Annotated in this window: 12 protein-coding genes; 5 read left to right on the plus strand and 7 right to left on the minus strand. The window is 72.3% G+C overall.

The window, feature by feature from the left end:
• Window positions 1-13: 13 nt before the first annotated feature.
• The gene (locus BGK67_RS23730) at window positions 14-586 is read right to left on the minus strand and encodes a cob(I)yrinic acid a,c-diamide adenosyltransferase (protein ID WP_069921972.1); all 573 of its coding nucleotides are present in this window, start codon (window positions 584-586) and stop codon (window positions 14-16) included.
• A gap of 210 nt (window positions 587-796) precedes the next feature.
• Here BGK67_RS23730 and BGK67_RS23735 point away from each other — a divergent pair, with 210 nt between their 5' ends.
• The 3 genes from BGK67_RS23735 (at window position 797) to BGK67_RS23745 (ending at window position 5,402) form a co-directional block, all read left to right on the plus strand.
• On the plus strand, window positions 797-1,645 hold the full coding sequence (locus tag BGK67_RS23735; RefSeq protein ID WP_069921973.1) for a 3-hydroxyacyl-CoA dehydrogenase family protein: 849 nt from the start codon (window positions 797-799) through the stop codon (window positions 1,643-1,645).
• Window positions 1,646-1,830: 185 nt separating this feature from the next.
• Window positions 1,831-2,154 (plus strand): STAS domain-containing protein, encoded by a 324-nt coding sequence (locus BGK67_RS23740; protein ID WP_069921974.1) that lies wholly within the window; start codon window positions 1,831-1,833, stop codon window positions 2,152-2,154.
• A gap of 182 nt (window positions 2,155-2,336) precedes the next feature.
• Window positions 2,337-5,402, plus strand: coding sequence for an ATP-binding protein (locus BGK67_RS23745; protein ID WP_141754048.1), 3,066 nt, complete (start codon window positions 2,337-2,339; stop codon window positions 5,400-5,402).
• A gap of 61 nt (window positions 5,403-5,463) precedes the next feature.
• On the opposite strand, the gene nucS is transcribed toward BGK67_RS23745, so the two are convergent.
• On the minus strand, window positions 5,464-6,135 hold the full coding sequence (gene nucS / locus BGK67_RS23750) for an endonuclease NucS (RefSeq protein WP_069921976.1): 672 nt from the start codon (window positions 6,133-6,135) through the stop codon (window positions 5,464-5,466).
• A 220-nt stretch (window positions 6,136-6,355) separates the two neighbouring features.
• Between nucS and BGK67_RS23755 the strand changes: the two genes are divergently transcribed.
• On the plus strand, window positions 6,356-6,748 hold the full coding sequence (locus BGK67_RS23755; RefSeq protein ID WP_069921977.1) for an SCO5389 family protein: 393 nt from the start codon (window positions 6,356-6,358) through the stop codon (window positions 6,746-6,748).
• Window positions 6,749-6,804: 56 nt separating this feature from the next.
• Here BGK67_RS23755 and BGK67_RS23760 read toward each other — a convergent pair whose 3' ends face one another.
• Window positions 6,805-7,836 (minus strand): LLM class flavin-dependent oxidoreductase, encoded by a 1,032-nt coding sequence (locus BGK67_RS23760; RefSeq protein ID WP_069921978.1) that lies wholly within the window; start codon window positions 7,834-7,836, stop codon window positions 6,805-6,807.
• Between the two features lie 252 nt (window positions 7,837-8,088).
• On the opposite strand from BGK67_RS23760, the gene BGK67_RS23765 reads away from it, so the two are divergent.
• Entirely contained in the window at window positions 8,089-8,415 is a 327-nt protein-coding gene (locus tag BGK67_RS23765; protein WP_069921979.1) for an ATP/GTP-binding protein, read from the plus strand.
• On the opposite strand, the gene BGK67_RS23770 is transcribed toward BGK67_RS23765, so the two are convergent.
• From BGK67_RS23770 to BGK67_RS23785, 4 genes are all read right to left on the minus strand, one after another.
• On the minus strand, window positions 8,412-9,266 hold the full coding sequence (locus BGK67_RS23770) for an ABC-2 transporter permease (protein ID WP_069921980.1): 855 nt from the start codon (window positions 9,264-9,266) through the stop codon (window positions 8,412-8,414). The genes BGK67_RS23765 and BGK67_RS23770 overlap by 4 nt on opposite strands.
• Entirely contained in the window at window positions 9,263-10,390 is a 1,128-nt protein-coding gene (locus tag BGK67_RS23775) for an ABC transporter ATP-binding protein (protein ID WP_069921981.1), read from the minus strand. Before BGK67_RS23775 ends, BGK67_RS23770 begins: the two co-directional genes overlap by 4 nt.
• A 144-nt stretch (window positions 10,391-10,534) precedes the next feature.
• The gene (locus tag BGK67_RS23780) at window positions 10,535-11,314 is read right to left on the minus strand and encodes an ABC transporter permease (protein WP_069921982.1); all 780 of its coding nucleotides are present in this window, start codon (window positions 11,312-11,314) and stop codon (window positions 10,535-10,537) included.
• Window positions 11,315-11,316: 2 nt separating this feature from the next.
• Window positions 11,317-12,375: an ABC transporter ATP-binding protein gene (locus tag BGK67_RS23785; protein WP_069924062.1), complete on the minus strand. Its 1,059-nt coding sequence runs from the start codon at window positions 12,373-12,375 to the stop codon at window positions 11,317-11,319.
• Window positions 12,376-12,416: the final 41 nt, after the last annotated feature.

Raw genomic sequence — 12,416 nt, forward strand, 5'->3', positions numbered from 1 at the left:
CGGCGCGGGCCGCTCAGCGCTCGCCGCCCGGCACCCACAGCACGTCTCCGACCTCCTTGTTGGCCGTACGGGCCAGGATGAACAGGAGGTCGGAGAGGCGGTTGAGGTAGGTGGCGGTCAGCGGGTTCATCACCTCGCCGTGCACCTCGAGCGCCGCCCAGGTGGAGCGCTCGGCGCGCCGGACCACGGTGCAGGCCTGGTGCAGGAGGGCGGCGCCGGGGGTGCCGCCGGGGAGGATGAAGCTGCGCAGCTTCTCCAGCTCCTCGTTGAAGGTGTCGCAGTCCGCCTCCAGCTTGTCGATGTAGAACTGCTCGACGCGCAGTGGAGGGTACTTCGGGTCCTCGACCACCGGGGTGCACAGGTCCGCGCCGACGTCGAACAGGTCGTTCTGCACCCGGACCAGGACCTTCACGACCTCCGGCGGCAGGCTCCCGAGCGCGATCGCGGTCCCGATCGCCGCGTTGGCCTCGTTGGCGTCGGCGTACGCGGAGATCCGCAGGTCGGTCTTGGCCGTGCGGCTCATGTCGCCGAGCGCGGTCGTGCCCTTGTCGCCGGTACGGGTGTAGATGCGCGTGAGGTTCACCATGCCGCCAGGGTAGTGCGGGCCAACTGCGGGCATCCGCCGCGCTGCTGGGCCGTACCGGTGTGATGTCCGTCATCTGAGACGTGACGCGTGTTACTTCACGGTCACACCGCACCGGCCGGGCGCTAGTCTCCGCCGGAGTGGCTACGAGACCGGGCCCTTCCAGGCCGGGCTCTTCGAGACTGTGCCTATTTCGAGAACGTGGGGTGTGCAGTGGCTGGGAAGCTTGCCGTCATCGGTGCCGGCTTGATGGGGTCCGGGATCGCTCAGGTCTCCGCTCAGGCGGGCTGGGACGTCGTCCTGCGCGATGTCACCGACGCCGCGCTGACCCGGGGCACGGACGGGATCAAGGCCTCGTACGACAAGTTCGTCTCCAAGGGCAAGCTGTCGGCCGAGGACGCGGAGGCGGCCCTCGCGCGCATCACGACCACGACCGAGCTCGACGCCGTCGCCGACGTCGACATCGTCGTCGAAGCCGCCTTCGAGAAGATCGAGATCAAGCACGAGATCTTCCGGGCCCTCGACAAGATCGTCCGCGAGGACGCCATCCTCGCCTCCAACACCTCCGCCATCCCGATCACCAAGATCGCGGCCGTGACGGAGCGTCCGGAGCGGGTCGTCGGCGCGCACTTCTTCTCGCCCGTCCCGATGATGCAGCTCTGCGAACTCGTCCGCGGCTACAAGACCAGCGACGAAACCCTGGCCGTCACCCGCGCGTTCGCCGAGTCCGTCGGCAAGACCTGCATCGTCGTCAACCGCGACGTGGCCGGTTTCGTGACGACGCGTCTGATCTCCGCGCTGGTCGTCGAGGCCGCCAAGCTGTACGAGTCCGGCGTGGCCTCCGCCGAGGACATCGACATCGCGTGCAAGCTGGGCTTCGGGCACGCGATGGGCCCGCTGGCCACCGCCGACCTCACGGGCGTCGACATCCTGCTGCACGCCACCAGCAACATCTACACCGAGTCCCAGGACGAGAAGTTCGCCCCGCCGGAGCTCATGCGCCGGATGGTGGACGCCGGGGACTTCGGCCGCAAGAGCGGCCAGGGCTTCTACAAGCACTGAAGCCCAGGCCGTGAGGCCGCACCACTGAGCACCTTTGTTCGAACGCCTTCACCCGTCGGGGTGAATTAGGTATCGGTTCGCTCACGGTCGGCAACTTCCCTGCCCGTGCGGCAGTCAGTTGCAGTGAGAGTTGCCGACCACGGACCAGTCGGACCACACGTATCGCAGTACCGCCGGGAGTACACATGCACATCAGGGGCGACCACGCCGAACTCGTCGTCGGGGGTCGCCTCGACGTGCGCAGCGCGGCGGACGCCCGTACGGTCCTCCACTCCGCCCTCGACGACGGCCACGGCGACCTCGTGCTCGACCTCACCGGGCTCGACTCCTGGGACGCCACCGGCCTCGGCGTGATCATGGGCGCGCACCGCAGGGCCGGCCGGACCGGACGCCGCCTGGTGCTGCGCGGGGTGCCGCCGCAGATGCAGCGGCTGCTCGTGGCCACCCGGCTGCACCGGATCCTCTCGATCGAGGGCGGGCTGGAAGCGGAGTCCCTGCCCCGGGTGTGAACGAACCGTTCCGTTTTCCTGCTGAAACGTAACGGTCCGGTGGTGATGGCACCCCCGCGGTTCCCCGCACGACCGGCCACGGTCTAGGGTTCGGGCGGAAACCGGACCAGTAGCGACAGCGGCGTGTGCGAAGGCCGGGCGGTACGACGGCGAGGCGCACGGCGCGATCGGGGGACATGGTCATGGACCACATACAGCGGCAGGCCACTGCGGAGGAGCAGTCCGCAGGCGCTGCCCCGCTGCCCGCGACGCCCGGCTCCGCACCGCCGCCCGCGCCGACGGCGCCCGCCCGGGTCGTCACCCTCACCGCGGGTGACTTCACGCTCACCGTCAACCCGGTCGACGGCAGCGAGATCGAGCCGATCCGGCCCGGTACCCGCCCCGGCCGCCCCGCCAAGCGCGACGCGGCCGCCCGCGCCGCCCGGGACGCCGCCGCCCGGCCGCCCGTCCTGCCCGGCGCCGCCGCCCGCGTCCGGCCGCTGCTGACGCGCGACGAGGAGCGGGAGCGGCTCGTACGGCTGCTGGGCCGCGGCCGGTCCGTACGGCTCACCGGACCCTCCGGCTCCGGACGCACCGCACTGCTGGACGCGGTCGCCGACCGGTGCGCGGGCCTCGCCCCCGACGGAGTCGTACGGCTCTCCGGCTACGGCCACCAGCAGGCCGGCGAGCTGCTCCACGCGCTGTACGCGACCGTGTACGAGGCCCCGGGCAGGCGGCCCGACCGCATCGAACTCCTGGCCCGCGTACGGGACATCGGCGCCATCGTCCTCCTCGACGACCTGGAGATGGGCGGGCCCGCCCTCGACGAGCTGCTGCACGCCACCCCCGAGTGCGCCTACCTGCTGGCCGCCACCCCCGACACCCGGTCCCCCTCCGACGACTCGCACCTCGAGGAGGTCTTCCTCGCCGGACTGGGCAAGGCCGACTGCCTCGAACTGCTGGAGACGCGCCTGGGCCGGCCGCTGACGGACCCGGAGACCGCCTGGGCGACCGATCTGCGGTTCGCCTCCGAAGGCCTCCCGCTGCGCTTCGTGCAGGCCGCCGCGATGCTGCGGCAGCGCGACGAGCTCAACCACACCGACGAGGACGACGACGAGGAGGAGCCCGGCGTCTTCGACGAGCGCCCCCGCGAGGCCGTGGAGGTGCCGCTGCCGACGCTCGCCGAGGGCGCGGCCCCCGCGGAGCTGCTGGCCTCGCGGGTCAGCGAGTCGGCGCGCGCCGCCCTGCGGATCGCGTGTGCGCTGGGCGGGGAGCTGCCGCACCACGCGCACCTGCCGGCCCTGGTGGGCGACACCCACGCCGACGCGGCGGTCGCGGAACTGCTGGACTGCGGGCTGCTCACCCCGGTCGGAACGCGCTACCGGCTGGCCGCCGGCGTCGCCCGGCAGCTGGAGGAGGTCGGGTACGGGGACACCGCGGCCGAGGAGGCCCGTACGGCCGCCCGGCACTACGCCTGGTGGACCGGGCACTCCTCGGTGACCCCGGAGCGGGTCGCGGCCGAGGCGGACGCGGTGCTCTGCGCGCTGTCCGGCGCGGACGTGGTGGCGGCCGTGCTGCTCGCGCGGACGGCCGCCCCGGCGTTCGCGGCCTCGCTGCACTGGGAGGCGTGGGAGCGGGTGCTGCGCTCGGGCGCGGAGGCCGCGCGCAAGGCGGGGGAGGTCGCCGAGCAGGCGTACTTCCACCACGAACTCGGTGTTCTCGCCCTGTGCGAGGGACGCCTGGACCGGGCGCGGGCCGAGCTGGAGACCTCGATCGGCCTGCGCGGGGCGCTGGCCGACAAGCGGGGCACGGTGGCGGGCCGCCGGGCGCTGGCGCTGGTCGTGGACCAGGAGGCCGAGGCCGCCGGGGCGGCGGTGTCGCCGCCGCTGCGGCTGGCGCCGCCGGCCGTCTCCGGTTCCGCCGGCGCGCCGGGCCCCGCGGCCTCCGGTCCCGCCGGCGTGACCGCCCCGCCCGCGCTGCCCGGTGCGACCGGCTCCGCCGCCGGGGGAGCCCTCGGCGCCGGCACCGGCCCGTCCGCAGGGCCCGGCCTGGGCGCGGGCGCCGGGCCGGGAGCTGGGACCACCGGCCGGGCCGCCGGCAGCGACCCGGGCGCTGGGACCGGCCTTGGCGCTCGTACCGGCACGGCTGCTGGAGCAGGCCTTGCCGGAACGGGTACGGGTGTTGGGACGAGTCTGGGTGCGGGCAGCGACCCGGGCGCCGGGACCGGCCTTGGCGCTCGTACGGGTACGGGTGCTGGAGCAGGCCTCGCCGGAACGGGTAAAGGTGCTGGGACCGGCCTGGGTGCCGACAGCGGCCCGGGCGTTGGAACCGCTACGGGTTCGGGAACAGGCCGGGGCGGAACGGGAACCGGTACGGGTGCTGGGACCGGCCTGGCTGCCGGCAGTGGCCCGGGCGCTGGGACTGGTCCGGGCGCTGGGACCGGCCTGGGTGCGGGCAGCGGCCAGAGCGCAGGGACCGGCCTCGGCGCCGGAACCGGAAAGGGCGCCGCAGCCCGCCCGGGCACCGGGACCGGCCCGGGCGCCGGGAGCCGTCTCGGCGCCGGCGGCCCGGGCGTGGGGACCGGCCCGGGCTTCGGCTCCGGTGCCACCGCGGCGGCGGCCGGTGCCGACTCCGACGCCGTGACGCGGGTGTCCCCGGTGGTCCCCGTAATCCGCCGCCAGGACTCGACGCCCTCGACCCTGTCGCAGGTGTTCGAGGACGCCTTCCCGATCACCCCGAAGCCCGGGCCCGCCGTAGCCGCCCGTACCGCCCCCGGACCGGCTCCCGACGGCGCGGCCGCCCGTCGGCGCCGGGCGCTGCTGGCCGGGGCGGGCGCGCTCACCGTGGTCGCGCTGGGCACGGTGGTGAGCCTCGCGCTGAGCTCCTCCGACACCTCTGACCCGCCCGCGACGAAGAATCCGGCGGTGTCGGTCACCCCGACGCGCCCGGCGACCGCGCCGGTGGCCCCGGGGCCCAGCGGGAACGATCCCGCAGCGGAGGAGCCCGCCGACCCGGCGGCGCCGCCCCCGCAGTCCACCGCCCCGGGGGAGACCGCCGGCGCGACCCCGGGCCGTACCCCGTCCCGTACGCCCTCGGGCCGCCCGCAGTCCACCCCGCCGCGGCCCCCGGCCTCCTCGCCGGTCTCGCCGCCGCCGACCTCCGCGGAGCCGTCTCCCTCGCCGACGCCGACGGAGACCGCCCAGCCGACGCCCACGGCCACCGCGGACACCGGTACGGGCACGGCGACGGCCACCGCCACCGGCACCTGAACGCCGACGGCTCCGTCCCGAGGGGACGGAGCCGTGGTGAGCGGACGAGGAGGACGGCGGGTCAGAACAGCCGCAGCTTGTCGTCCTCGATGCCGCGCATCGCGTTGTAGTCCAGGACCACGCAGTCCATCCCGCGGTCCGTCGCCAGCACCTTGGCCTGCGGCTTGATCTCCTGGGCGGCGAAGACGCCGCGGACCGGGGCCAGGTGCGGGTCGCGGTTCAGGAGTTCGAGGTAGCGGGTCAGCTGCTCGACGCCGTCGATCTCGCCGCGCCGCTTGATCTCCACGGCCACCGTCGCGCCGGAGGCGTCCCGGCACAGGATGTCGACCGGCCCGATCGCCGTCATGTACTCGCGCCGGATCAGCGTGTAGCCCTCGCCCAGCGTCTCGATGCGGTCCGCGAGGAGCTCCTGGAGGTGTGCTTCCACGCCGTCCTTGATGAGCCCCGGGTCGGTGCCGAGCTCGTGGGAGGAGTCGTGGAGGACTTCCTCCATGGTGATGATGAGCTTCTCACCCGCCTTGTTGACGACGGTCCACACGCCGGAGTCGTCACCGCTCCCCTCCTTGAGGGTGCACGGGGGCGACATCCAGTTGAGCGGTTTGTACGCCCGGTCGTCCGCGTGGATCGAGACACTGCCGTCGGCCTTTACGAGGATCAGACGGGGTGCCGAGGGCAGATGGGCGGTGAGCCGGCCCGCGTAGTCGACGGAGCAGCGGGCAATGACGAGACGCATGGTCGGCAACGCTACTCGACGGACGGCGCTCCACGCGATTCGCCCCTGAAAGCCCCCTTCGCGGATGGCGCGTTGTATGCGCATTCTCCTGGTGCGTCACCCATGGGGCGCCTACCGTGGTGAGCGGGAGGTTGCGGAGCGTGCACGCTGCGTCGCGGCCTCCTTCCCTGCCCGTAAGACTCCGGCAACCCAGACGGCCGGGGTCACGAGAGGAGAACCCATGTCGCTCGACGTCTCACCGGCCCTACTCGAACAGGCCGAGCGAGGCGAGGTCGACGAAGCCGCCTTCGTCGACTGCGTCCGGACCTCCCTGCCCTACGCATGGGAGATGATCAGCTCTCTGGTGGCCCAGTTGAAGGTGGACGGCGGACAGTTCGCCGACAACCAGACGCCGCCGCCCGACGAGCAGGCGCGCGGGCAGCTGCTGCGCGCTCTCGCGAGCGACGCGATACGCGGTGCTCTGCAGCGGCACTTCGGAGTGCGCCTGGCGTTCCAGAACTGTCACCGGGTAGCGGTGTTCCCGCTGGACTCCTCGGTGGACGACCGGTTGGCCAAGTTCACTTCGATCCGTGGCCAGCTGCTCAACCAGTCGCCCGAGCTGCGGGACTGCTAGGAGTGCTGTCCGGCCGGCCCGCCCGGACGCTTGCCGGCACCGCCGGCCGGTAGGTCTCAGCCGAGACGGGGCAGGACTTCGGCGCCGAGGCGCCGTACGTTCTCCTCCGTCGCGGCGAGATCGCCCGAGCCCTCCGTCAGGAGGGCGAAGCGCGTGATGCCGGTCCGCTCGGAGGTGGCCGCCAGCCGGTCCAGCGCCAGCTCCGGGGTGCCCACCGGGTGCAGGTCGCACAGGAGTTCCGTGTACGCGACCGGGTCCCGCATCGCGCGTACCCGGCCGTCCACGGTCACATGGGCGTCCAGGCCCTGCTTGAGCCAGCCCGGCAGTGCCTTCAGCAGCGTCTCGCGCGCGTCCGCCGTACGGTCCGCCAGCTGGCAGACCCCGGCGGAGACGTGGCCCGCGCCGGCGACGTAGGCGCGGGAGTGGCCCGCCGCCAGCGCCGTCGACCGCCACAGCGCGACCATGCCGGCCTTGTCCTCGTCCCCGCAGTGCATGCCGAGCAGCATGGGCAGCCCCCGCCGCGCCGCCATCCGTACCGAGGAGGGGGAGGTGCAGGCCACGATGACCTCCGGGCCCGCCGGATCCCCGTCCAGGGCCTCCGAAGGGCGCGGTACGACGGCCACCTCGCGGAAGCCGAACCGCTCGCCGGCGCTCCCCACCCGCGCCTCCGTCAGCCAGCGCCGCAGCAGGTCCAGGGCTTCCGGGAAGCCGTTCTCGTACGCGTCCAGGCCGCCCCCGAACACCTCCAGGTCGACCCACGGCCCGCCCCGGCCCACGCCGAGGCTGAACCGCCCGCCCGAGGTCAGGTGCAGCAGCGCCGCCTGCTCGCCGAGGGCCACCGGGTGCGTGCTCGGCAGCACGCTGACCGCCGTGCCCACCCGCAGCCGCCGGGTCCGGCCCAGCAGCAGGGCCGCCAGCGTCACCGCCGAGGGGCAGACCCCGTACGGGACGAAGTGGTGCTCGGCGAGCCAGACCGAGTCGAGTCCGCCCTCCTCGGCCACCTCGGCGGTCCGCACCGCCCGGTGCAGTGCCTCTCCCTGTCCCTGACCCGGGAACTGGGCCGCCAGTACAAACGCTCCTACGCGCATCGCCTTCACCCTCCTCGCGGCTGACGCGGCCTCCCCAGGTGGACCGGTTCTTCCTATCGCAACAACGTCTGACACGTGCCAAAGGCACGGGCTGACAGGAAATTTATTGGGATTGTCGGGCCGGCCGCCCGCGGCCGCTCCGCGGCTCCCCTGCGGTGGGCCACCCCCTCGACAGACACCCTGCGGGTACCCGGGCTCGCTGCGCGTAGTCTGGAGGAAAGTCACTGCCGTCCGCCCTTCCGTGAGGTATACGTGTCACCGCGCCACAACCGCCCCAGGGGCGGCGAGACTCCGGAGGAACGCCCCACCACCGGGTTCGACCGCTACGGGCTGGAGCGCACCGAGGAGTACCAGGGCGAGCAGTGGAAGGTCCGGCACGTGGCGGGCGCCGGCGCGGCGGGCAAGCGCTACCGCTGCCCCGGCTGCGACCAGGAGATCCCCTCCGGCACCCCGCACCTGGTGGCCTGGCCCGAGTACGGCGGCGTGGACGACCGGCGCCACTGGCACAAGGCCTGCTGGAACGCGAAGGACCGCCGCACCACGAAGGTGCAGCGGTCCCGCAACGCGCCGAAGTACTAGACGTCCCGGCGGGCGACCGTCACGTACGAGGCGGCCACCGCCCCGCCGGTGACGATCAGGATGATCACCATGTGCGAGAGGGTGCTGGGCATCGGCTCGCCCGCGGCGCCCTCCTGCATGCCGAACAGCTGCATCAGCGCCACCGGGGCGTTGTGCTCGATGATCGCCTGCCCCACGGGCGCGGACGCCTGCCAGTAGCTGAGCATCGCGCCTATCACCGGCGGCAGCGTGACCACGCCCAGCATCACGGCGATCGCCCCGGCGGAGTGCCGTACGAGCGCCCCGACGGCGAGGGCGAGCACCCCGAGCAGGGTGACGTAGAAGCAGCCCATCAGCGAGCCGAGCCATTCGCGGAGCTCGTGCGCCCCGGCGTCGGGGCTGTTGTGCACCAGGGCCGCGGCGATGCCCACCAGGAACACCGACCCGACGGTGGTGAGGAAGGCCGTGATGCCGAAGACGAGGTACTTCGCGGTCAGCACCCGGTGCCGCTCCGGGGCGGCGGTGAAGGTGGTCCGCACGAGCCCGCTGGCGTGCTCCGAGGTGATCGTCAGTACGCCGAGGACCATCACCGCGAGCTGCCCGACCAGCAGGCCGAACAGGGCCGGTGTGGTGAAGGAGATCTGCACGTAGTCCGTGGGACGGGTCTTCGTGACGAACACCATGCCGATGCCGACGACCGTGAGGACCAGGGCGCTGAGCGTCCACAGGGTGGAGCGGACCGAGATCAGCTTGGTCCACTCCGAGGCCAGGGCGTGCCCGAGGTGCGGCCGCGGCGTCGGCAGCGGCGAGCTGTAGTCCTGCGGCCGCCCCTTCGCGGCCGTCGTCGCGGCGCTGGGCGTGGGGGCGGTCATCGGGAGTCCTCTTGGCTGTCGGCGGTGGTGTTCCCGGCGGCCCGCGCGAGCTCGCCGGGATCGCTCGGCATCAGGAAGGGCCGGCCGCCGGCGCCGGGCGGCGCAGGCGCGTAGAAGCCCGTCTGCGGGACCTCCGGGGCGGCCGTCTCGTCCTCCCAGGCCGGCACGGTCAGCGGCTCGGGCTCCCACAGCTCGGCCCGCGGGTCCTCGGTGGAGGTGTACTCCAGGGAGGACTGGGTCATCCGCATGTACGCCTCCTCCAGCGAGGCGCGGTGCGGTGACAGCTCCCACAGCCGTACGCCGGCCTCGTGCGCCAGGTCCGAGATGCGGGGGAGCTCCAGGCCGGTCACGCGCAGTGCTCCGTCGGGCTCCTGGAGGCCCCGCCCGCCCGCCTCGGTGAGCGCCGTACCCAGCGTGTCCCGGCCACGGGGACCGGTGTCGGCCGTGCGCACCCGAGCGAATCCGGCCGAGTTGTGCGTGATGAATTCCTGGGTGCCCATGTCGGCCAGCAGCCGCCCCCGGCCGATCACGATCAGGTGGTCGGCGGTGAGCGCCATCTCGCTCATCAGGTGCGAGGAGACGAGGACGGTGCGGCCCTCGGAGGCCAGCCGGCGCATGAGGTTGCGGACCCAGAGGATGCCCTCGGGGTCCAGCCCGTTGACCGGCTCGTCGAACAGCAGCACCTTGGGGTCGCCGAGCAGGGCGGTGGCGATGCCGAGCCGCTGGCCCATGCCGAGCGAGAAGCCCTTCGTACGCTGCCGGGCGACGTCCTGGAGGCCGACGACGGCCAGCACCTCGTCCACCCGCCTCTCCGGGATCCCGGAGAGCTGGGCGATGGACAGCAGGTGCGTGCGGGCCCGGCGGCCGCCGTGCATGGCCTTGGCGTCGAGCAGGGCCCCGACGTGCCGCTGGGCGTTCGGCAGCTCCCGGAAGGGGTGGCCGTTGATCGTGACATGACCGGCCGTGGGCCGGTCCAGGCCGACGATCATGCGCATGGTGGTGGATTTCCCCGAGCCGTTCGGCCCCAGGAAACCGGTCACATGACCCGGCTTGACCTGGAACGACAACTGGTCGACGGCGGTCTTGGCGCCGAAGCGCTTGGTCAGGCCGACTGCCTCGATCATCTTGCTGCCCCTTACCAGGCCGGGACGACTTTCGCCCGTGTAAGGGTTAAGAGGATATCGAGTCCTTCGCGGTTCCGTCCCGGGCCGATCCCTGAGCCGCCCCTGAGACCGACCCGGGGATCACCCGTAGTACCGAAGTGGGGGTCAGGCGTCCCTCTTGCGGAGGACGAGGTAGCCCCCGAGTACCGCCGCCAGCGTCCAGAGGGCCATGATCCCGAAGCCGCCCCACGGGCCGTACGGCGGCGGTTCGCTGCCCATCGCCCCGGGGACGACCTGCATGATCTTGGATCCGGCCTGGTCCGGGAAGTACTGGGCGACCTTGCGGGTCGCCTCGACCACGCCCAGGATGTTCGAGACCAGGAAGAAGAACGGCATCAGGATGCCGAGCGAGAGCATCGAGCTGCGCAGCATGGCTGCCACACCCATGGAGAACAGGGCGATCATCGCCATGTAGAGGCCGGCGCCGATCACCGCGCGCAGCACGTTCGGCGCGTCGATGGCGATGCTGCGGTCGCCGAGGATGGCCTGTCCGAGGAAGAAGGACAGGAAGCTCGTGACCAGGCCCACGACCAGCGCGAGACCGGTCGCCACGAGCAGCTTGCCGATGAGGAAGCTGCCGCGCCGCGGCACGGCGGCCAGCGAGGTGCGGATCATGCCCGAGCTGTACTCGCTGCCGACGACCAGCACGCCGAAGACGATCATGGCGAGCTGGCCGAGGGTCATCCCGGCGAAGCTGGTCAGGGTCGGGTCGAAGGTGGCCCTCTCCTCGGCCGGCATGTCCTGGAAGGTGCTGTTCACGAGCGCGCACAGGGCGGCGCTGATGCCGACCGTGACGAGGAGGGCGGCGGCCAGGGTCCAGAGGGTGGAGGCCACCGTACGGATCTTGGTCCACTCGGACTTGAGGACGGCGGGGAAGGACGACATGGTCACTCGCCGCCCTTGCGCTGCGCGTCGAAGCCGGAGCCGGCGCCCCACGCGGGAACGTCGGCCGGCCGGGCCGGGTTGTCGGCGGCCATGCCCGGCGGGATGACCGGGATGACCGGGGTGCCCGTGGCGCCCAGGGTGCCCGGCGTGCCCGGCGCGTGGGCGTGGTACTCGACGGAGTCCGCCGTCATGCGCATGAACGCTTCCTCCAGTGAAGCCCGTTGCGGGCTGAGTTCGTGCAGCACGATCTGGTGCTGGGCGGCCAGTTCGCCGAGCCGCTCCGGACCGACGCCGTCGATCTCCAGCGCACCGGTGGCCGGAACGCTGATGGCGTCGATCCCCGCCTCGTGCAGGACGTCCTTGAGCCGCTCCTGCTGGGGCGAGCGCAGCCGGACGTAGCTGCGCGAGTTCTGGTGGATGAAATCAGCCATCGACAGGTCTGCCAGCAGCTTTCCCTGGCCGATCACCACCAAATGGTCTGCGGTCAGCGCCATTTCACTCATCAGATGGGAGGAGACGAAGATCGTCCGCCCCTCCGCCGCCAGCGCCTTCATCAAATTCCTGATCCAGAGAATTCCCTCGGGGTCCAGACCATTGACGGGTTCGTCGAACATCAGGATTTCCGGATCACCGAGCAGCGCGGAGGCGATTCCCAGCCGCTGGCCCATGCCCAGGGAAAATCCTTTGGACTTCTTCTTCGCCACGGGCGTCAGCCCGACCAGGTCCAGCACCTCCCCGACCCGGCTCTTCGGGATCCGGTTCGACTCGGCGAGGCAGAGCAGGTTGTTGTAGGCGCTGCGTCCGCCGTGCATGGACTTGGCGTCGAGCAGCGCTCCGATGTACTTCAGTGGCTCCGGCAGGTCCCGGTAGTGCTTCCCGTCGATCCGGACCGTACCGCTGGTCGGATTGTCGAGGTCGAGCATCATGCGCATGGTCGTCGACTTGCCCGCCCCGTTGGGGCCGAGGAAGCCGGTCACCACCCCCGGTCTGACCTGGAAGCTGAGGTTGTCCACGGCGGTCTTCGCGCCGAATCGTTTGGTAAGGCCCTCGAGCTCGATCATGCGGGCCACGCTAGAGCGCCGAAGGGCCGTACGCCACCTCA

The sequence above is a fragment of the Streptomyces subrutilus genome, from assembly GCF_001746425.1.
GTDB lineage: Bacteria > Actinomycetota > Actinomycetes > Streptomycetales > Streptomycetaceae > Streptomyces > Streptomyces subrutilus_A.